Genomic DNA, 18,920 nt, shown 5'->3' on the forward strand with positions numbered 1-18,920 from the left:
CGCCCGACGGCCCCCTTGGCGCGGCGCGGCGCGCGGCGCTGCGCGATGCGCTTGCGGCGCATGGCGCAGCGGTGGTGATCGTCGTGGCGCCGGGCCGCTTCGGCGCCGGCGCCGGCGAGGCCTGCGCGGCGCTGTCGCTGTCGCCGCTCGCCCGCGCGCGGCTGGCGCTGTTGGCGCTGGATCAGGCGGCCTGGGGCTTTGCCGATGGCGATCCGCGGTTCCTCGTGGTCGAGACCCGCACCGAATTGCAGCACGCGCTGCGCATTGGCAAGCCGGCGGTCTGGGCCCCGGGGCGCCTGTTGGCGGACCTGCCGGCGGCGTCGCGCCCCGACGCCGGCGACATCGCCGCGGTGGCGGCGTTCCTGGCGCGCCAGATCGGCGCCGACGCGCCGGGCTGAGCCGGGTGGGGCCGGGTGGGGCCGGGTGGGGGCGATATCCGCCATGCGCGGCGCGGGCGAGGCGTGAACTCGTCTGAAATTAACCGGATCTAAACCGAACCTCTGTAGGAGTTTTGGCGCGCCGCGCCCGATCGCCTGACGATCTGCGCCGCGCTTTCATCTCAAGGAGTGTTCCATGGCCAACCCGTTCCACGGGCGTGCGGTCCCCATTGGCGGACCGGCGACCGACATCGTTCCCGTGACCCCCGACGACGCCAACGACCTGCCCGACGCCGCCATCGCGCTGTTCGTCACCACCGGCGGCGACGTGGTGATCGAAACCGTTCGCGCCGTTGGCGTGCGCACGGTTTCCGTCGCCGACCAGACCCTGTTGCCGGTCGGCGTCACCCGCGTGCATGCCACCGGCACCACCGCCGCGGGCATTCACGCGCTGGTGATCGACTGATGCTCTCCGTCGGCGTTTCCGTCGGCGCCGTCGCGACGCTCATGCGTCGCGGCGGGTCGGCGCCGCCCCCGCCCCCGCCCTCGAATATCGCGTTTCCCGCCAATTCCGTCGCCGTCTGGCTGATTCTGGGCCAATCCAATGCGCTGGGCTATGCGCCGTGGCGTCAGGATCCGGCGCAAGGCGACCCGGCCCTGGCCGTCGACGGCCTGACCCCGGCCGAGCGCGACACCCATCCCTGGCTGCGGTTTTCCACCAAGGGCGCGGGGGCCAACGCCGGCAAGTTCACGCCCCATGGCGTCGCCACCGACGCCACGCCGCGCACCTCGACCAAGTTCTGGGACGCAAGCTCCATGGGCGTGGATCGGGGCATTCCGCTCGACACCGCTTCGTTCGGGCCGGAAATCGGGCTGGTGCGCCATGTGCTCGCCGGCGGCGCCGCCACCGAATGGCGCGACGACGCGAACCCGAGGCTGTTCGTGTTCAAGCAGGCGGATGGCGGGCGCTCGGTGGATCATTTCCGCTGGGGCGGGCCGGGGCAGGCCTGGGTGCTCGACGCGCTGCGCCAGACCGGCGGCGAGAACCTCACTTCGCTGGCCGCCGCCCATCAGGTGCTGCTGCAGGGGGTGATCTACGTGATCGGCGAGCGCGACAGCACCAACGCCGATCCCTCCGGCGCGACCATGGCCAATTCGCTCGACGACCGTTTCGGCGACTGGGTGCGTCAGATTCGCGCCGCGCTCGGCATCGACGTGCCGGTGGCCTTCGTGGAGATCAACGACGCCATCGACGCCCGCAAGCAGACCGCCAACGCCAAGCTGGCGACGCTGGCGGCCGGGCTGACAAACGCCGCGGTCATTCCGCGCCAGCCCACCTGGACCAATGTCGGCGACAACATCCACTACGACGCCGCCGGGCAGGGCGTCATCGGGGCGGAGGTTTTCGGGCATTTTCGCGACGTCTACGGGCGGGCCGGCGACGGGCTGGTGATGAATTTCCCCTTCACCGGGCTGAAGCCGTGGTTCCATGTGCCGCCGATGTTCACCGACGACGCGGGCGGTTCGATGAAAGTGGCGGCGATTCCGGCGGTCTCGGGCAAGATCTACGGGCTGGTCACGGCGGCGGGCGCCGCCACGCCGACGGCCGTCGCGATTCGCGACGCCGCGGGCACGGCCACGGGGTTTGTCCGCAGCGTGACGGCGGACGCGCAGTCGCATTGGCTCACGCCCTCCGGCGCCTTCGTCGCCAATCTGACGCAGGACTGCCATTTCGTGCTCGAGGATTCGAGCGGGGCCCTGGGCGAGGCGGTCACGCTGCGCCGCACCGCCAACGCCAAATTCGCGCCGGACCTGAAACTGGAGAGCAACGCCGGCGGCGCCGCGCAGCTGACGCTGAAGCCGAAATTCAGCGGCACGGTCAACTGGGCGCTGCATGCCGGCGCCCGCAACTTCATGCGGCCCGAGGACGTGGAGAACGCCGCCTTCACGCCGTTGGACGCGGCCACGGTCACGGCGCAGAACAACGTCTTGCTGACCATCGACCTCACGGGGCTGACTTCAGGGGCGCAATACACGCTGCTGGCCACGGGCGCCAAGGGCGCGGGCGCGCGCACGGTCACCCAGTCCGTCACCTGGACGGCGGCCTGAGGCGCGCCGGCGGGCCGCTAGATCGGGCGGCTGCGGCGGGCGGCGGCGCCGATCGCGCCATACACGCGTTCGCCGGCGGCGGCGCGCAGCAGCAGCTTCAGGGCGGCCCCGGTCAAGGGGCCGCCCTTTTTCAATGCCGCAAGCGCCATCCGCCGCGCCGCGGCCGGGTCGCTGCGCGCCAGCCCGGCGCCCAGACAGCGCAGTTCAAATCCGCGTTTTTCCGCCTCGTTGAGCAGGCCGTCGCTGGCGATCAGGAAGGCCCGCGCCCGGCGCGCGTCGTCGCGCCGCCCCAGCCGGTCGGCGCGCTCGTCCACATGCTGGATCGCCAGCGGGCGTGCGTCGACTTCGACCCGGGCGCCAAGCGATTCGGCGCGGATCAGGAACAGGTGATCCTCATATTGGCGCAGCGTCGGGTCGAACGCCGTATCGCGCGCCAGCGAGCGCGGGGCGATAACCCCGCTTGCCTGCGCGAAGCCGTTGGAAACATAAAGGAATGATGCGATTCGTTCATCCGGGAACGTGCCGCGCCGGGGCATCTGCCGGTCGCCCCGCGCCCCGCGCTGCACCACGCCCGACACCAGCAGGTCCGGCCCGCCCGGCTTCTCCATGCGCGCGCATTGCGCCGCCAGTTTTTCCGGCAGCCATTCGTCATCGCTGTCCAGGAACGCCACATACCGCCCGCGCGCGGCGTTCAGCCCGGCATTGCGCGCCCGCGCGGGGCCGAGATTGGCGGGCAGGCGCAGGCAGCGCAGGCGGGCGTCGCCGAAGCTTTCCACCACCGCGCCGGGGCGGTCCGACGAGGCGTCGTCCACCACGATCACCTCGAAATCGCCCATGCGCTGCCCCAGCGTCGAGATCAGCGCGCGGCGCAGCAGCAATGCGCGATCTCGCACCGGGATCACGACCGACACCAGCGGCAGGGCGGATACGCGCGGCGGTACGATGCTCATGACCCCACATCGCCCGGCAAGTCTTAAGATTTCATCAACCATGGCGTGAAAGACTCGGGCGCATGGACAGATTCCAAATGAAAATCGGCGCATGAGCGGCGCCTGCATCATCTCGCCGGGCGGACGCGCCGGCGTCGGCGGCATTCAATCCTATGCCCGCTCGATCGCCGATCGACTGGCGGCGGATTTCCCGGATCGGCGGGTGACGCTGCTGGACCCGCGCGGGCCTTCGATCTGGCTGTCGCCGCTGTATCTGCTCGCCGCCCTGGCGCAGTTGGTCTGGCTGGCGGCGCGCGGCGCGGCGGACGTGGCGCATCTGCAGGTTTCCGAACGCATGAGCTTTGCGCGCAAGGGCCTGTTGGCGATGGCGGCGCGGGGTCTCGGGATGCGGGTGGTGCTGCACCACCATGGCGCCGAGCTGATCCCCTTCTATCGCGCCGCGCCGCGCTGGGCGCAGCGGCTGATCCGCGCGCTGGTGCGGCAGGTCGATGAAAACGTCGTGCTGGGCGCCGTCTGGGCGCGGTTTCTGATCGATGAGCTGGGCGTGCGCCCGGGCAATGTGAGCGTGCTTTACAACGGCATCGAGGATCGCGCGCCGCCGCAGCGCGCCGAGACCGGCGCGCGCCCCCTGCGCATCCTGTTCCTGGCCGTGATGACCCGTCGCAAGGGCGCAAGGGTGCTGCTGGAGGCGTTGGCGCGGCTGAAGGAGGAAGGCGTCGCCTTCGAGGCGGTGCTGGCGGGCGGCGGCCCGGATCTCGACCCCTGCCGCGCCGAGGCGCGCCGCCTTGGGCTGGCGGCGGATTGCGCTTTTCCCGGCTGGGTCGGCCCGGCGCAACGCGACCGGCTGATGCGCGAGGCGGACGTGTTCGTGTCGCCGTCGAGCCACGAGGGCCTGCCGATCAGCATTCTGGAAGCCCTGCGCGCCGGCGCCCCGGTGCTCACCACCCCGGTCGGCGCCATCGCCGAGGCGTTGCCGCAGGGGCCCGGGGTTCAGCATTTTCCGGTCGGCGGCGCGGCGCGGCTGGCGGGGCAGCTGATCTGGCTGGCGCGCTCGCCGCATCGACGCGCGGCGCAGGGCGAGGCCGCGCGCGCCACTTTCGAAACCCGGTTCCTGCTCAGCAATCACATGGCGGGGCTTCGGCGGATCTATGGATGGGAGGCGGGCGATGGGCAGGCTGTCGCCGGATGAATCCTGGCGCGATCCGCGCTTTGCCCTCAGGCGCTTGCTGCGCTGCACCACCATCGATCGCGGGCAATTCGCGCCGGTGATGCAGGCAGGCATGGCCGCCGCCATCGGCGAACGGGTGGCGCGGGGGCAGCGCGCGGCGCTGGCCGCTGGCGGGCGGGCGAAACCGGCGCGCGTGGCGCTGCTGCTGTCGCCCGTGCCCCGCTCGGGCAGCAATTTTCTGGAGACGCTGATCAGCGCGCATGACGACGTCGCCGCCGCGCCCTGCGGCATGCGCGAGGCGGCGTTTCTGGCCGAGGCCGACCGCATCCGCGGCTTCGAAACCGGGCTGGCGCGGCGCCACGCCGACAACGCAGCCCTGTTCGGCGACTATGAATTCCTGGGCCATGCGGTCAGCGGTTTTCTGGGCCGCGCGGCGGCGGAATCCCCCGAGGCGCGGGTCATTCTGCTGAAGGACCCGCACGCGCGGCGGCTGGAGCTGATCCCGGCCATCCTTCCCGGCGCGCTCACGGCGCTGGTCCTGCGGGACGGGCGGCGGACGCTCGATTCCATGCTGCGCACCTGGCCGCCGCGCCTTTTGGGCCGCAGCTTCGCCGACATGTGCCTGGAATGGGCGCTGGCCACCGAGGCGGCGCTGATCCACGCCGCCCGCGCCCCGACGCGCAACACGCTGCTGCTGCGCTACGAGGACGCCGCCGCCGACCCGCTCGCGGTCGCGACGCGGATCTGGTCGGCGCTTGGGCTGAAAGACTCGGCGGCGGCGGCGCGGGCGGCGCGCGCGGCGCCGGTGATCGGCTCCTCGACCCATTCCGGGGGCGCCGGCGCGGTCGATGGGCGACCCCGGCCCGCGGCGGCCGATTTCAACCCCGCCGGGCGCGAGGTGCAATGGCCCCGATGGCGCGAACGGGTGTTCGCGCGGGTCGCGGGCGCGGTGCAGGCGCGGCTCGACCGCGAGGCGCCGATCGGCGCGCCGCAGCCGCGCGCCAGTGATGACGGCCCGCAGCCCGGTGCGTTGATCGCGGCCGACGAAACCGCGCCTCAGCGCAAGCAGATCGCCGCTGCGGGTTAGGACAGCGGCCGCTGGCCCCGAGGTCGAAGGCTCCGGCGGCGGCGCAACCGGCCGGCGCCGCCGCATGGCGGCCTTGCAGCGCCCTGTTTTCAAGCATGTTCAAGCATGTCAAGGGCGGGCGGCGGCCCGAATGCCCGTGCGGGCGCGGCAAGCGCCGCAGGCCCGGCGAATCCAGCATCCCCTCAGATGCGCAGGCGCCTGAAAACCGGGCGCGGCCCCGGGACAAGACTAAAGCCAGTCCTGCAGCACCGCGACCAGCGGCAGGTCGGCGGGGGGCATGTCAAAATCGCGCAGCCGGTTGGCGCGCGCCCAGGTCAGGGTCTGGCCCTCGCGCGCACGCGGGGTTCCCTGCCATTTTCGGCAGACGAACAGCGGCATCAGCAGGTGAAAATCCGCGTAGGCGTGGCTGGCGAAGCTCAGCGGCGCGAGGCAGCTGGCCCAGGTGTCGATGCCCAGCTCCTCGTGCAATTCGCGGATCAGGCAGGCCTCGGGGGTCTCGCCGGGTTCGAGCTTGCCGCCGGGGAATTCCCACAGTCCGGCCATGGATTTGCCCTCGGGGCGCCTGGCCAGCAGCACCCGCCCGTCCGGGTCGATCAGCGCGCAGGCGGCGACCAGCACGATGCGGGTTTTCACGGAATCGCGCATCGGATCAGGATCGGTAATCGGCGTTGATCTCGATGTAGCGGTGGGTCAGGTCGCAGGTCCAGACCTGCGCCGCGCCGCGCCCGACGCCGAGATCCACGTGAATATCGATCGCGGCGCGCCGCATGTAGGCGGCGCCGTCCTCCTCGCGGTAATCGGGCGAGACCCAGCCGTTCTCGGCCACCAGGATATCGCCGAGCCGGATGCTCAGCGCGTCGCGATCCGCCGCCTCGCCGGATTTTCCCACCGCCATGACGATGCGCCCCCAATTGGGATCCTCGCCGGCGATCGCGGTCTTGACCAGCGGCGAATTGGCGATGGCGAGCCCGACTTTGCGCGCCGCGCGCGGCGATTTCGCGCCGCTCACCGCGATGCGCACGAATTTCGAGGCGCCCTCGCCATCCTTGACCACCTGATGCGCGAGGTCGCGCATGACTTCGAGCAGCGCCGCGCGAAAGATTTTGGCCCGGCGGTCGCGCAGGGTGGTTATCGGGGCCATGCCGGCCTTGCCGGTGGCCGCCAGCAGCACCGTGTCCGAGGTCGAGGTGTCGCTGTCCACGGTGATCGCATTGAAGCTGTCATCGGCGGCGGCGGCGAGCATGCCTTGCAGCGCCGGGCCGGCGATCGCCGCGTCGGTGAACACGAAGCCCAGCATGGTCGCCATGTCCGGCGCGATCATGCCCGACCCCTTGGCGAAGCCGGCGACGGTCACCGGGGCCCCGTCGATCTCGACCACCCGGAAGGCGCCCTTGGGGAAGGTGTCGGTGGTCATGATGGCGCGCGCCGCGGCTTCGGCGGCGCCTGCGTCCAGCGCCCCGGTCAGCGCCGCGAGCTTGCCGGTGATGCGCGCCGGGTCCAGCGGTTCGCCGATCACCCCGGTGGAGGCGACATGGATCCCCGACAGCGCCGCGCCGGTCGCCCTGGCGACGGCGCGGGCCACGGTCTCGACGCTGTCGCGGCCGTTGTCGCCGGTGAAGGCGTTGGCGTTGCCGGAATTGACGATGATCGCCTGCTTGCCTTTCGGGGGGCCCTTGGCGCGGGCCTCGGCGATGCGGTCCTGGCACCAGAGCACCGGCGCGGCGCGGGTGGCCGAGCGGGTGAAGACCCCGGCCACAACGCTGCCCGCCGCCAGTTCCGCCAGCATCACGTCGGTGCGGCCGCTGTAGCGCACCCCGGCCTCGACGGCGGCGAAGCGCACGCCGTCGACCGGGGGCAGGGCGGGGAAGCGGTCCGGCGCGAAAGGCGATATGGCGGGGGGGGCGGGGGCGATCGCCGCCAGCGCGGCCTCAAGGGGCGCGAGCTGCGCGCGCAGGGCCTCGACCTGCGCGGCGAGCGCTGCGGCCCTTGCGGCTTTGCCGCCGGATTTTTTCCGCGCCTTCCCGGCGGCCTTGTCCTTGCCGGGCTTCAGGGCTCTGGCGTTGGCCTTGCGGCCCTTGTCCTTGCCCTTGCCGGCGCGCTTGCCCGCGCCGCCCTTGCTGTCGCGGGCTGTCTTGCTGTCGCGCTTGGCCATGGCGGCGTCCTTTGCGGTCGGTCGGGAGAGCCGGCGCCAGAGGCGCAGGCCGGACGAACGGGGCGGCGCCCGGCGCGCCGCCCCGCGTGGTCGCGCCCGGCCCGAAGCCGGGCCAAAGCGCCTAGTTGGGCAGCAGCAGCTCCTCGCGGCGGATGGCCGCGGCTGCGGGCTGGGGGTCGGGGCGCGTGACCTCGGCGCCGGCGCGCGCCGCGGTCACCGCGGTTTCGGCCGCGCCGTTGCTGACCTTCTGGGTCAGCTCGTTGCGCATCTGCTCGAAGCTCGGCGGTTCGGTCTCGCGCCGGTCCTCCAGCAGGATCACGTGCCAGCCGAACTTGGTCTGCACCGGCGCCGACACGTCGCCCTTGTCGAGCGCGAAGGCCGCTTCGGCGAATTCCGGGACCATGGCCCCCCTGGCGAACCAGCCCAGATCGCCGCCGCCGGCGCCCGAGGGCCCGGTGGAGCGTTCCTTGGCCAGATCGGCGAAATCGGCCCCGGCCTCGAGCTCGGCGACGATGGCCTTCGCCTCGTCCTCGGTCTTGGACAGGATGTGGCTGGCGCGGATCTCCTCGACCGGGACGAAGGCGGCGACGGCCTCGTCATAGGCGGCGCGCAGGGCCTCGTCGGTGACGGCGGCCTCGACCACCCGGCGCAGCTGCGCCTCGGCGAGGTAGTTGCGCGCGTCCATCTTGGCGCGCAGCGCCGCCAGCGGGGCCTTGTCGAGCCCGGCGGCGATCGCCTGATCGGCGAGCACGGTCTGGGTGACGATCTGCTCCACCAGCGCGGTGTAAAGCTGTTCGTCGGGCATGGCGCGATACTGGTCGGGCAGGTTGGCCTGCATCAGGATCACTTCGCCCAGGGTGATGTTCGTGCCGTTGACCGTCGCCACCACCATGGAGATGTCGAGCGGCGCGGCCTCGGCCGGCGCCGCAGTCTGGTCGCCGGTCTGCTGGGCGAAGGCGGGGGCGGCGGCGATCTGGGCCGCGCCCAGGGCGGCGATCACGGCAAAGGCCGCGATCGGGCGGCGCGGAAGGTAAACTGGCATCAAGGGCTCCTCGGCGTTTTTCGGTTGCCCGCCCAGCGCGCGGCGCAGGCCTGGTCGGGCGATTTGGTTCGGGCGCCTTGGTTCGGGCGCGTTGACAGGTCCGTGCCCGCCGCTTACATCACCACTGCCCCTCAGGGGCGGTTGCGAGCGCCTTTGAAGGGCGTTTGCGGCGGGCGCGCGTTTTCATCTAGAGCGTCATGGGCGGCCGAACAAGGGTCGCCGCGCATGACGGCCCGGATCGGCGGCCCGGATCGGCGGCCCGGATCGACCGGGATCCCCGGCCCGGATCGGCCCCGGCGAAGATGCGACGCGCGGACCCGTCGACCGATGCGCGCGCCCTTGGAATGCAGTGGCGCCACCAATGACAGACAGGGATACGCCGCAGCATGTTGGGTTTGGGCGCCGCCGCCAGGAAACTATTCGGAACCGCCAATGACCGCATGGTGAAAACCATGATGAAGACGGTCGCGCGCATCAATGCGCTGGAACCTGAGGTCTCGGCGCTGTCCGACACGGATCTGCGCGCCAAGACCGACGAATTCCGCGACCGCGTGGCCGGGGGCGAGTCGCTCGACGACCTGCTGCCCGAGGCCTTCGCCGTGGCGCGCGAGGCCGCCAAGCGCGCCATCGGCCTGCGACCTTTCGACGTGCAGCTGCTGGGCGGCATCGTGCTGCACAACGGCCAGATCTCGGAAATGAAGACCGGCGAGGGCAAGACCCTGGTCGCCACCCTGCCGGTGTATCTGAACGCCCTCGCCGGCGAGGGCGTGCACGTGGTCACCGTCAACGACTACCTGGCGCGGCGCGACGCGGCGTGGATGGGCAAGGTCTACGAATTCCTCGGGCTCAGCACCGGCGTGGTGGTGCCCGGCGTCGACGACGCGGCGCGCAAGCGCGCCTACGCCTGCGACGTGACCTATGCCACCAACAACGAGCTGGGCTTCGACTACCTGCGCGACAACATGAAGTTCTCGCTCGAGGAAATGGTCCAGCGCGATCACGCCTACGCCATCGTCGACGAGGTGGATTCGATCCTGATCGACGAGGCGCGCACGCCGCTGATCATCTCCGGCCCCGCCGAGGACAGCGCCGAGCTCTATCAGTCGGTTGACCAGATCATCCCGGAACTGACGGCCGAACATTACGAGATCGACGAAAAGACCCGCGCCACCAACCTCACCGACGAGGGCAACGAATTCATCGAACTGCGCCTGCGCGCCGCCGGGCTGCTCAAGGACGACGCCAATCTCTATGATCCCGAGAGCGTCAGCCTCGTGCATCACGTCACCCAGGCGCTGCGCGCCCACAAGCTGTTCCAGCGCGACAAGGATTACATCGTCAAGGACGGCAAGGTGGTGATCATCGACGAGTTCACCGGGCGCATGATGGAGGGGCGGCGCTACGGCGACGGCCAGCATCAGGCGCTGGAGGCCAAGGAAAACGTCGCCATCCAGCCGGAAAACGTCACCCTCGCCTCGGTGACCTTCCAGAACTATTTCCGACTCTACGGCAAGCTCGCCGGCATGACCGGCACAGCGATGACCGAGGCCGAGGAATTCGGCTCGATCTACGAGCTGGAGGTGGTGGAGATCCCCACCAACATGCCGGTGAGGCGCGAAGACGACGACGACCAGGTGTTCCGCTCCGGCACGGAGAAATACCGCGCCATCGTCGAGGCCATCGCCGATGCGCGCCGCCGCGGCCAGCCGACGCTTGTGGGCACCACCTCGATCGAGAAATCCGAACAGCTGTCGGCGATGCTGTCCGACGCGGGCTTTCTGCGCGAGGCCGCCGATTTCATGCTCGGCCAGGCCGAGAAGCTCAAGAAGAAGGAGGCCGACCGCAAGGCCTATCTGGAGGAGACCGCCGCCTATCTGAAGCAGCAGGCCGCCAGCGGCGCCGGCATCGAGCATCTGGTGCTGAACGCCCGCCATCACGAACGCGAGGCCCATATCGTCGCCCAGGCCGGCGTGCCCGGCGCGGTGACCATCGCCACCAACATGGCCGGGCGCGGCACCGACATCCAGCTCGGCGGCAATCTCGACATGCGGGTGGCGGCCGAGGTCGAGGCCGCCGAAACCGACGACCCGGCGCAGATCGCGGCGATAACCGAACGGGTGAAGGCCGAGATCGAGGCGGCCAAGCGAAAGACCATCGAGGCCGGCGGGCTGTGGGTGATTTCCACCGAGCGCCACGAAAGCCGGCGCATCGACAACCAGCTGCGCGGCCGATCGGGGCGGCAGGGGGATCCGGGGCGCTCGACCTTCTTTCTCAGCCTTGAAGACGACCTGATGCGCATCTTCGGCTCCGAGCGCATGGACAAGATGCTCAAGACCCTCGGGCTCGACGAGGGCGAGGCCATCGTCCACCCCTGGGTCAACAAGGCCATCGAGAAAGCCCAGGCCAAGGTCGAAGCGCGCAATTTCGACATCCGCAAGAACCTGCTGAAATACGACGACGTGATGAACGACCAGCGCAAGGCCATCTTCGGCCAGCGCCGCGAGATCATGGAGGCCGACGACGTGGCCGAGGTGGTGCGCGACATGCGCCACGAACTGATCAACGATCTGGTCGCCGAACACATCCCGCCGCGCGCCTATGCCGACCAGTGGAAGACCGAGGAGCTCTACGGCAAGCTGCTGCAGTATTTCGGCGGCAAGGACATCCCGGTGATGGCCTGGGCCGAGGAGGAGGGCGTCGACGACGAGACCATCCGCGAACGGCTTTACAAGCTGACCGACGAGATGGCCGCCCAGAAAGCCGCCGATTTCGGCCCGGCGGTGATGCGCCAGATCGAGAAATCGCTGCTGTTGCAAACCATCGACCATCACTGGCGCGAACATCTGGTGACGCTCGAACACCTGCGTTCGGTGGTCGGATTTCGCGGCTACGCGCAGCGCGACCCGCTGAACGAATACAAGTCCGAGGCGTTCTCGCTGTTCGAGAACCTGCTGGCGCGGCTCAGGCGCGACGTGACCGGGCAGCTGTCCTATGTGCAGGTGATGACCCAGGAACAGGCTGAACAGCAGCGCGCGGCGCAGGTCGAGGCCCAGCTCGCCGCCCAGCTGGCGGCGCGCCAGCAGATCGATGTCAGCGCCGCCATCGACGCGCCGCCGGAGCTGGAGGCCGCGGGCGCCGAACCGGCCCAGTCCCGGTCCCAGTCCCAGTCCCAGTCCCGGGCTCAGTCCCGGGCGCAGTCCGGCGCGCCGGTGACGGATCCGCAGGATCAGTCCACCTGGGGCAAGGTCGGCCGCAACGAGGCCTGCCCCTGCGGCTCGGGCCGCAAATACAAGCATTGCCACGGCAAGCTCGGCTGACCGGGCGCGCCCGCCCGGCCCGGTCGCGACGACCGGAGCGGGGCGCCTGATGCATGTCGCGCATGACCAGAACCGCCGGGGCCGCGCCCCCGGCGGTTTTTTCGTGGCCGTGGCGGTCTGGCGCGGTCTGGCGCGGTCTGGCGCGCGCAAGGGGCTTGACCCGTCGCGCCGCTATTGTTAACTGTTGGGTGAATTAACTGAAAGGCTAACAAGCCATGCCGCAACTTTCCGCCGCCTTCGCCGCGCTTGGCGATCCGACCCGCAGGGCGATCCTCGACCGGCTGATGGAGGGCGACGCCAGCTTCACCGAACTGGCCCGCCCCTTCGCCATGTCCCGCCCGGCGGTGGTCAAGCACCTGCATGCGCTGGAGCGCGCCGGGCTGATCAGCAAGCAGGGCGCCAAGGCCCGCCCGGTCTACCGGCTTGCGCCGCAGGGGCTGCGGGCGCCCGTGGACTGGCTCAACCGCTACGCGCAATTCTGGGAGGGCGCGCTCGACAATCTCGACGCCTACATCAAGGAAATTGAGGCCAAAAAGGGAGATTCCGAATGACCGACCCCGCCTTCGCGCCCAGCCGGATCAGCGAATCGCAAGTCAGCGACGACCGGCTCAGCGCCTCGCGCCCGGACCCGCGCAGCCTGGAAATCATGCGCGTCTTCGCGGTGCGCCCCAAGGTGCTGTGGGACCTGTTCACGGATCCGGTGCATTTCGCCCGCTGGTGGGGGCCGTCGCACTGCACCTGCACCACCTGCGAGCTTGATCTGCGGGTCGGCGGCGACTGGCTCACCACCCTGACCTTTCCCGACGGCGACACCGCCACCATGTTCGGCCGCTACACCCGCATCGAGGCCCCCAACAGGCTGGACTACACCTGGATCTGGCGCACGGCCGACGGCGACAGCCCGACCTCTGCGGTGCGGCTCGATTTCACCGAACGCGGGACCGGCACGCTGCTGCATCTGCGTCATGCGGATCTGCCCGAGGACCGCGCCGAAAGCCACCTCAAGGGCTGGACCGCCGCGCTGGAAAGCCTGGTTTCCCACCTCAAGACCATCGCATAGGAGGCGAACATGCTCAGAGAAAATCCGTTTTGCTGGGTCACCATCCCGGTCGCCGACATGGATCGCGCCATCGCGTTCTACGGCGAGGTGTTCGACATGGACCTGACCCCGCAGCAGATGGGCGAGGACGTGATGACCATGCTGCCCATGGCGGCCGAGGCCCCGGGCTGCGCCGGGGCGCTGTTCAAGGGGGCTTCGGACCTGAAGCCGGGCCAGATGGGCAGCGAGGCGTTCTTCGCCTGCGCCGGCGATCTCGCCGCCGCGCTGGATCGCGTCGAACCCGCCGGCGGCAAGGCGCTGTCGGAAAAGATCGCCATCGGCCCCAACGGTTTCATCGCCCATATCGTTGACACCGAGGGCAACCGCATCGGGCTGCATTCCACAGTCTGAGCCCCGCCCGCCTGATCCCCGGCCCGCCCGCAGGTCAGGCGGCCTCCGCCGACAGCCCCAGCGCCAGCGGCACGTAGCCCGGCACCTCGGCCATGCGTCTCGCCACCGAGGGGTGCAGATCCTCGCCGTCGGTCCCGCGCACGCAGCGCCGCCCGCGCAGCACGAAAAGCGGCCCCAGCCCGGTGTTGCAGCCCATCATCGGCGCCGCGGCGTTCATGGGAAAGCGCCGCCGCCAGCCCAGCGGCAGGATCAGCCCGCATTCCTCGGCGCGCTCCAGCATCCAGACCAGCGGGATATTGGACAGCGGCCGCGCCGCGGGGCGGGTGTCCACCTGCCCGCCCACGTCGCCATGGCTGCCCGCGAACCACATCTGCTCCAGCCGCCCCTGCCAGTTGGGGGCGCGCTGCCACATCACCGGGCTGAAGGCCAGCCGGGTCTCGTCCAGCGCCAGCGCGTGAAAGCCGTTGCGGATGTTGGGCCCGAGCGCGTGGTTGTGGAATTCGGTGGCCATGGGATGGATTCGCGACAGGATCGGGTAGGGCAGGCCCAGCGCCTTCACCGTGTCCCAGGCGCCGATCATCGCCACCGGCACGTTTGGCCGGCAGTAGCGGTTGGAAAAGATCCGCGATTGCAGCGACGGGATCTGCGATTCGTAGTAGTGGAACGCCCGGCGCACCCGCCGCGGCGAGGTGTGGCGTCGTTTCAGCAGCCCCATCTGCCCGATGAACCCCGCGAGACTGCGCACCGTGTAGGCGCCGCGGCTGTAGCCGAACAGGAAAATCCGGTCGCCGGGCTGGTAGCGCATGGCCAGCGCCGCGTATCCCTCGACGATTGCGTCGTTGACGCCCTTGCCGGTGGCGGCGCGCAGCCAACCTTCCCAGCCGCGCCCATGCACGCCACGGTTGTATGTGACCATCTGCCGAGGGTCCGCGGCGCCCCGCGTCAGCAGCTTGTAGAGCAGCCCGGCATTGGTTTCGCAGCCCGGATCCAGCGAACTGAGCGTCCCGTCCACAATGAATACGTGATTTCGGGGGGCGGCCTCATCTGCAAATTGCAACGAACTTCTCAAATTGCAAATCCCATATTGCGAACCGATCGCGTTTTGCAACCGCAATGCCTTATTGACGCCTTAACAGCGCCCCGGATTCGTCCCGAAGGTTGCATGGACCTTTCTATTCGCCGCCTCATGCCCCGCCCCGCAAGCGAAAACTGTCCGGAACCCGCTTGTCGCCGGGTTGGCATCATACTTGCTTCTTTGTTCAGCGTGTTGGGTAAAATGGGGAGGGTCTGATGCGGGAGTTAATCTTCTTGCCGTGCGACATGCACGCGGCGCCGAAGGCGGGATACTGGGCGCGGGGGGCGCTGCGTCACGCCGGGTTGTCCGCCAGTCGGGCGCAGAAGGCCGCGAGCAAGCTGACCGACGCATATAAGGCGGCGGTGTCGGCTTTCAACGGCGCGGCGGCGCAGGAAGGCGCCGAAGTCATGCTGGTGCTGAGCGACGAGAGCGGCGAACTGGCCTTCGAATTGATCGCCGACGGCGACCAGGCGCGGGGCGATCTGGTCGGCAAGCCGGGGGCGATGGGGTCGCTCTGGGACGCCATCGAACGCCGGGTCGCCGGCGACGGCGTCACCTGCCTGCGAATGCGCGCCATCGCGTGATCGAGATCCGCCGTGACGCGAGCCAGTGGGGACTGGCGCGCGAGCGGGGATGAAAGGGCGAGGTTTGGGGGCCTCGCCCGGCTGCAAGGAGGCGGATGACCGGGGGGTCGTCCGATCCATGCGGCAGGCGCTCGGACGGGCGTTTGCGACGCGGCGGGCGCTTGGGGAAGCGCCCGCCGTTTTCTTGATTTCGCCAGGGCGATCCGGGACATGACATGCCGCACGGGCGCATGATTGCGCGGCGTCCGTTGGCGCGGAGCGCCCGACGCCCCCACGCGACCGCCGCCCGGCGCGCCGCAACCAGCCGCGCCAGTCAGCCGCGCCAGTCACCCGCCCCGATCAGCCGCGCCGGTCACCCGCGCCAGTCCAACCGCTCCAATCTGCCGCGCCAGTCAGCCGCGCCGCGCCAGCGCCTCCCAGATCCGCGACGGGGTGAGCGGCGCGGCGATGGCCTCGGCCCCGGCTTCGCGCAGCGCGTTCTGCCCGGCCAGCACGATCGCCGGAATGGCGCCCACCGACCCTGCCTCGCCGCAGCCCTTCACCCCCAGCGGGTTGGTCTGCGCCCGCGTCGGATGCATCTGGAAATCGAAGAACGGCAGGTCGTCGGCGCGCGGCATCTGGTAATCCATGAAGGACCCCGCCAGCGGCTGCCCGGTCTGGGCGTCATAGACCGCCCGTTCGCCCATGGCCTGCCCGGCCCCCTGCGCCACGCCGCCATGCACCTGCCCCTCGACGATCAACGGGTTGATCACCGTGCCGAAATCGTCGCTGACGCTGTAGCGGGTCAGGGTCAGGGCGCCGGTCTCGGGGTCGATGTCCACCTCGGCCACGTGGCAGCCGTTGGGAAATGTGGACTGGGTGTCGTTCACCTCGCCCAGCCCCGTGACGCCCCCCGCCTCGGCCACGGCCTCGGCCAGCGCCACGGTTCGGTCGGTGCCCTTGATGCGGAAGACCCCGCCGTTTTCGGGTGAAAACTCGATGTCGCCCGGCGCCGCCTCCAGTTTCTCCGCCGCCGCCTCGCCGGCCTTGGCGATCACGTCGTCGGCGGCGTGCAGCAGCACCCGGCTGGCCATGATCAGCGAGCGCGAGCCCCCGGTGCCGCCGCCCGCCGGCAGCAGGTCGCTGTCGCCGTCGAGCAGGCGGATGCGATCGAGCGGCACGCCGAGGCTTTCGCGGATGATCTGCGCCCAGGCGGTCTCATGCCCCTGACCGTTGGACTGGGTGCCCACCGCCGCCTCCACCCGCCCGTCCGGCAGCATGTTCAGCATGGCGTGCTCCACCGGCCCGCCGCCGGTGCGCTCGAAATAATAGATCGCCGCGATCCCGGCGAGCCGCCCGCGCGCCGCCGCCGCCGCGCGCCGCGCCGGGAACCCGGCGTAATCCGCCGCCGCCAGCGCCGCGTCGAGGTTGCGCCCCGCGTCCAGACTGTCGAACAGGAACCCGCCATGAGACGCGTAGGGGATCTGCTCCGGCCGGATCAGGTTCATCCGCCGGAACGCCGCCGGATCCATGTCGAAAGCGCGGGCGCCGGCCTCCATCACCGCTTCGGTGACATGGCTCGCCTCGGGCCGCCCGGCGCCGCGATAGGCGTCGGTGGGGGTGGTGTTGGTGAAGGCGCCGCGCACCTCGTGATGAAAGCATTCGATGTCATACATGCCCCCGGTCAGCGGCGCCGAGAACACCGTGTGCACGCCGACCCCGACCGAGGAGTAATACGCCCCCAGATTGGACACCGAACGGCAGCGCATGGCCAGCACCCGGCCCGTCGCGTCAAACGCGCCCTCGGCGGCGGTGACCAGATCGCGGGCCTGGGCGTCGGACAGGAAGCTTTCGCTGCGATCGGCGGTCCATTTCACCGGGCGGCCCAGATCCCTGGCGGCGATGGCGCAAAGCGCGTCCTCGGGATGCGCTTGCAGCTTCATGCCGAAACCGCCGCCCACATCGGGCGTGTGCACGCGGATGCGCGCCGGCGGAACCTGCAGCTGCGCCGACAGCTTGCCGCGCAGCGAATGGCTGCCCTGGGTGGCGGCATGCATGATCCAGCGGCCCGCGCCCCCGGCGCCGGCAGGGTCGTAATCGGCGATCACCGCGCGGGGCTCCATGGGGTTGACCACAAGGCGCTGGTTGATCACCTCCACCGCGACGGTCCTGGCGGCGCGGGCGAAGGCGGCGTCGGTGGCGCCCCGGTCGCCGACGCTCCAGCGATAGGCGAGGTTGCCCGGCGCCCCGTCATGCAGCTGCGGCGCGCCGGGGGCGAGCGCTGCGCGCCCGTCCACCACCACGTCGCGCTCGTCGAAATCCAGCTCGATCAATTCCGCCGCGTCGCGCGCCTGATCCCGGGTCTCGGCGACGATGAAGGCCACCGGCTGGCCCGCGAATCGCATGACTTCGTCCGCCAGATGCGGCATTTCCACCGGCGCCGGGGCGCTGCCGTCGATCTGCCTGAGCGCAAATCCGTTGGCCAGCGGCGCCAGCCTGCCGGCCAGATCCGCCCAGCCATACACCGCCAGCACCCCCGGCGCGGCGCGCGCGGCGGCCAGATCCAGCGCGATGATGCGGGCATGGGCGGCGGGCGCGCGCAGCACATGCGCCTGCGCCTGGCGGGGCAGGGCGATGTCGTCCACATAGCGCCCGGCGCCGCGCAACAGCCGGTCGTCTTCCTTGCGCCGCACGGGCTGGCCGATGCCGAATTTCATGTTTCTGGGTTCCTGGCGTTGGGACTGGCCTCCGCGCCCGCGCCCGCAGGGGCGGCGCGCGAAACGGCGGCTGAATCGGGTGCGACGTTACAGGCGCGCGGGGGGGCGGCGCAACGCCGACCTTGCGGCGCGCCGGGCGGTAACTCTCCTGAAGGTATCAATTTATTGTCGGTTGAGCCATAATCGCAGCGTAGCGTACGAATCACTGGGGCGGTCTGTTTTGCGTGGCGATGACCGGATGATGGCGGTCTTGACAGGTGTTGTGCTTATGGTCGCGTTGGGGGCCATAGCGCAGAAAAGCGACCTGCTGCTTGCTGCATTTTCAAAAAAGCCCGAGGTTTTCGAACCGGTTGACGATGTCGTCACCGTCGATGCCGGGCGCGCGTATCTGATCGACGTGCTGGCCAATGACAAGGGGATCGGCGACGCGGATCGCGCCGGGATGCGGATTCTGTCCGCGCCCGCCTGCGGCGCCGTGCGCAACGAAAACGGACAGGTCGTCTACACCGCGGACGCCGCCTGCGCCGGGCCGCAGGTGACGACGTATTGCGTCGCGCGCGACGGCGACTGCCGGCGCGCCAGACTCACCGTGAACGTCACCCCCTTGCCTGCCGCGGCGCCCCGAAGCGCGACGGCGCGGGCCGGGCAGCCGGCGCCGCGGGCCGCGCGGCAGGGAGAACCGGCGCCGCGGGCCGCGCGGCAGGGAGAAAGCAACCTCGCCGCCGTGAATGCGCCCCCGGCCGCGCCGAAATTCGTCGCTCCTGATCCCGTTGCCCAGAACGCCGGGCCGAACGCCGCCGCTCCGAATGCCGGCCCGGGGTCCGCCGTCCCTGGCGCTGCCGCCCCGAACGCCGCCCCGAACGCCGGGCCGAACGCCGGGCCGAACGCCGGGCCGGGCCCCGCGCGCATGGCC

Annotated in this window: 16 protein-coding genes and 1 pseudogene; 11 read left to right on the forward strand and 6 right to left on the reverse strand. The window is 70.5% G+C overall.

Translation table 11 applies throughout. The annotated features are described in order from the left end of the window. From AC1HC7_RS03935 to AC1HC7_RS03945, 3 genes and pseudogenes are all read left to right on the forward strand, one after another. Nucleotides 1-398 (forward strand): annotated as a pseudogene (locus AC1HC7_RS03935) (hypothetical protein); the annotation flags it as partial. A gap of 175 nt (nucleotides 399-573) precedes the next feature. Further along, on the forward strand, nucleotides 574-843 hold the full coding sequence (locus AC1HC7_RS03940) for a spike base protein, RCAP_Rcc01079 family (protein WP_479498276.1): 270 nt from the start codon (nucleotides 574-576) through the stop codon (nucleotides 841-843). Continuing rightward, nucleotides 843-2,486: a sialate O-acetylesterase gene (locus AC1HC7_RS03945; RefSeq protein WP_479498277.1), complete on the forward strand. Its 1,644-nt coding sequence runs from the start codon at nucleotides 843-845 to the stop codon at nucleotides 2,484-2,486. The genes AC1HC7_RS03940 and AC1HC7_RS03945 overlap by 1 nt, the downstream gene beginning before the upstream one ends. Before the next feature lie 17 nt (nucleotides 2,487-2,503). Here the strand turns inward: AC1HC7_RS03945 and AC1HC7_RS03950 are convergent, their stop codons facing one another. Continuing rightward, entirely contained in the window at nucleotides 2,504-3,436 is a 933-nt protein-coding gene (locus AC1HC7_RS03950) for a glycosyltransferase family 2 protein (RefSeq protein WP_479498278.1), read from the reverse strand. A 91-nt stretch (nucleotides 3,437-3,527) separates the two neighbouring features. Here AC1HC7_RS03950 and AC1HC7_RS03955 point away from each other — a divergent pair, with 91 nt between their 5' ends. Both AC1HC7_RS03955 and AC1HC7_RS03960 read left to right on the forward strand, forming a co-directional pair. Beyond that, nucleotides 3,528-4,625 (forward strand): glycosyltransferase family 4 protein, encoded by a 1,098-nt coding sequence (locus AC1HC7_RS03955; protein WP_479498279.1) that lies wholly within the window; start codon nucleotides 3,528-3,530, stop codon nucleotides 4,623-4,625. Then, nucleotides 4,603-5,691, forward strand: coding sequence for a sulfotransferase family protein (locus tag AC1HC7_RS03960; protein WP_479498706.1), 1,089 nt, complete (start codon nucleotides 4,603-4,605; stop codon nucleotides 5,689-5,691). Before AC1HC7_RS03955 ends, AC1HC7_RS03960 begins: the two co-directional genes overlap by 23 nt. A 228-nt stretch (nucleotides 5,692-5,919) precedes the next feature. Here the strand turns inward: AC1HC7_RS03960 and mutT are convergent, their stop codons facing one another. The 3 genes from mutT to AC1HC7_RS03975 form a co-directional block, all read right to left on the reverse strand. After that, on the reverse strand, nucleotides 5,920-6,336 hold the full coding sequence (gene mutT / locus AC1HC7_RS03965; protein WP_479498281.1) for an 8-oxo-dGTP diphosphatase MutT: 417 nt from the start codon (nucleotides 6,334-6,336) through the stop codon (nucleotides 5,920-5,922). A 4-nt stretch (nucleotides 6,337-6,340) separates the two neighbouring features. Then, nucleotides 6,341-7,843 (reverse strand): bifunctional glutamate N-acetyltransferase/amino-acid acetyltransferase ArgJ, encoded by a 1,503-nt coding sequence (gene argJ / locus AC1HC7_RS03970; protein ID WP_479498707.1) that lies wholly within the window; start codon nucleotides 7,841-7,843, stop codon nucleotides 6,341-6,343. 121 nt (nucleotides 7,844-7,964) lie between these two features. Further along, nucleotides 7,965-8,885, reverse strand: a complete 921-nt coding sequence (locus AC1HC7_RS03975) for a peptidylprolyl isomerase (RefSeq protein ID WP_479498283.1) — start codon at nucleotides 8,883-8,885, stop codon at nucleotides 7,965-7,967. Nucleotides 8,886-9,271: 386 nt separating this feature from the next. On the opposite strand from AC1HC7_RS03975, the gene secA reads away from it, so the two are divergent. From secA to AC1HC7_RS03995, 4 genes are all read left to right on the forward strand, one after another. Next, nucleotides 9,272-12,202: a preprotein translocase subunit SecA gene (gene secA / locus AC1HC7_RS03980; protein ID WP_479498708.1), complete on the forward strand. Its 2,931-nt coding sequence runs from the start codon at nucleotides 9,272-9,274 to the stop codon at nucleotides 12,200-12,202. A 215-nt stretch (nucleotides 12,203-12,417) separates the two neighbouring features. Continuing rightward, on the forward strand, nucleotides 12,418-12,753 hold the full coding sequence (locus AC1HC7_RS03985; protein ID WP_479498285.1) for an ArsR/SmtB family transcription factor: 336 nt from the start codon (nucleotides 12,418-12,420) through the stop codon (nucleotides 12,751-12,753). Next, nucleotides 12,750-13,262 (forward strand): SRPBCC family protein, encoded by a 513-nt coding sequence (locus AC1HC7_RS03990; protein ID WP_479498286.1) that lies wholly within the window; start codon nucleotides 12,750-12,752, stop codon nucleotides 13,260-13,262. The genes AC1HC7_RS03985 and AC1HC7_RS03990 overlap by 4 nt, the downstream gene beginning before the upstream one ends. Before the next feature lie 9 nt (nucleotides 13,263-13,271). After that, the gene (locus tag AC1HC7_RS03995; protein WP_479498287.1) at nucleotides 13,272-13,652 is read left to right on the forward strand and encodes a VOC family protein; all 381 of its coding nucleotides are present in this window, start codon (nucleotides 13,272-13,274) and stop codon (nucleotides 13,650-13,652) included. Nucleotides 13,653-13,686: 34 nt separating this feature from the next. Here AC1HC7_RS03995 and AC1HC7_RS04000 read toward each other — a convergent pair whose 3' ends face one another. Then, the gene (locus AC1HC7_RS04000; RefSeq protein ID WP_479498288.1) at nucleotides 13,687-14,709 is read right to left on the reverse strand and encodes a DUF2235 domain-containing protein; all 1,023 of its coding nucleotides are present in this window, start codon (nucleotides 14,707-14,709) and stop codon (nucleotides 13,687-13,689) included. 233 nt (nucleotides 14,710-14,942) lie between these two features. On the opposite strand from AC1HC7_RS04000, the gene AC1HC7_RS04005 reads away from it, so the two are divergent. After that, nucleotides 14,943-15,311, forward strand: coding sequence for a hypothetical protein (locus AC1HC7_RS04005; RefSeq protein ID WP_479498289.1), 369 nt, complete (start codon nucleotides 14,943-14,945; stop codon nucleotides 15,309-15,311). 392 nt (nucleotides 15,312-15,703) lie between these two features. Here AC1HC7_RS04005 and AC1HC7_RS04010 read toward each other — a convergent pair whose 3' ends face one another. After that, entirely contained in the window at nucleotides 15,704-18,007 is a 2,304-nt protein-coding gene (locus AC1HC7_RS04010; protein ID WP_479498290.1) for a xanthine dehydrogenase family protein molybdopterin-binding subunit, read from the reverse strand. A gap of 241 nt (nucleotides 18,008-18,248) precedes the next feature. Here AC1HC7_RS04010 and AC1HC7_RS04015 point away from each other — a divergent pair. Continuing rightward, the coding region (locus AC1HC7_RS04015) for an Ig-like domain-containing protein (protein WP_479498709.1) at nucleotides 18,249-18,920 on the forward strand (672 nt) is incomplete at its 3' end.

The organism is Oceanicella sp. (assembly GCF_056449545.1).

Coding starts and splice junctions, on each gene's coding strand:
- AC1HC7_RS03940 (WP_479498276.1), top strand. CDS start 574: ATGGCCAACCCGTTCCACGGGCGTGCGGTCCCCATTGGCGGACCGGCG.
- AC1HC7_RS03945 (WP_479498277.1), top strand. CDS start 843: ATGCTCTCCGTCGGCGTTTCCGTCGGCGCCGTCGCGACGCTCATGCGT.
- AC1HC7_RS03950 (WP_479498278.1), bottom strand. CDS start 3,436: ATGAGCATCGTACCGCCGCGCGTATCCGCCCTGCCGCTGGTGTCGGTC.
- AC1HC7_RS03955 (WP_479498279.1), top strand. CDS start 3,528: ATGAGCGGCGCCTGCATCATCTCGCCGGGCGGACGCGCCGGCGTCGGC.
- AC1HC7_RS03960 (WP_479498706.1), top strand. CDS start 4,603: ATGGGCAGGCTGTCGCCGGATGAATCCTGGCGCGATCCGCGCTTTGCC.
- mutT (WP_479498281.1), bottom strand. CDS start 6,336: ATGCGCGATTCCGTGAAAACCCGCATCGTGCTGGTCGCCGCCTGCGCG.
- argJ (WP_479498707.1), bottom strand. CDS start 7,843: ATGGCCAAGCGCGACAGCAAGACAGCCCGCGACAGCAAGGGCGGCGCG.
- AC1HC7_RS03975 (WP_479498283.1), bottom strand. CDS start 8,885: ATGCCAGTTTACCTTCCGCGCCGCCCGATCGCGGCCTTTGCCGTGATC.
- secA (WP_479498708.1), top strand. CDS start 9,272: ATGTTGGGTTTGGGCGCCGCCGCCAGGAAACTATTCGGAACCGCCAAT.
- AC1HC7_RS03985 (WP_479498285.1), top strand. CDS start 12,418: ATGCCGCAACTTTCCGCCGCCTTCGCCGCGCTTGGCGATCCGACCCGC.
- AC1HC7_RS03990 (WP_479498286.1), top strand. CDS start 12,750: ATGACCGACCCCGCCTTCGCGCCCAGCCGGATCAGCGAATCGCAAGTC.
- AC1HC7_RS03995 (WP_479498287.1), top strand. CDS start 13,272: ATGCTCAGAGAAAATCCGTTTTGCTGGGTCACCATCCCGGTCGCCGAC.
- AC1HC7_RS04005 (WP_479498289.1), top strand. CDS start 14,943: ATGCGGGAGTTAATCTTCTTGCCGTGCGACATGCACGCGGCGCCGAAG.
- AC1HC7_RS04010 (WP_479498290.1), bottom strand. CDS start 18,007: ATGAAATTCGGCATCGGCCAGCCCGTGCGGCGCAAGGAAGACGACCGG.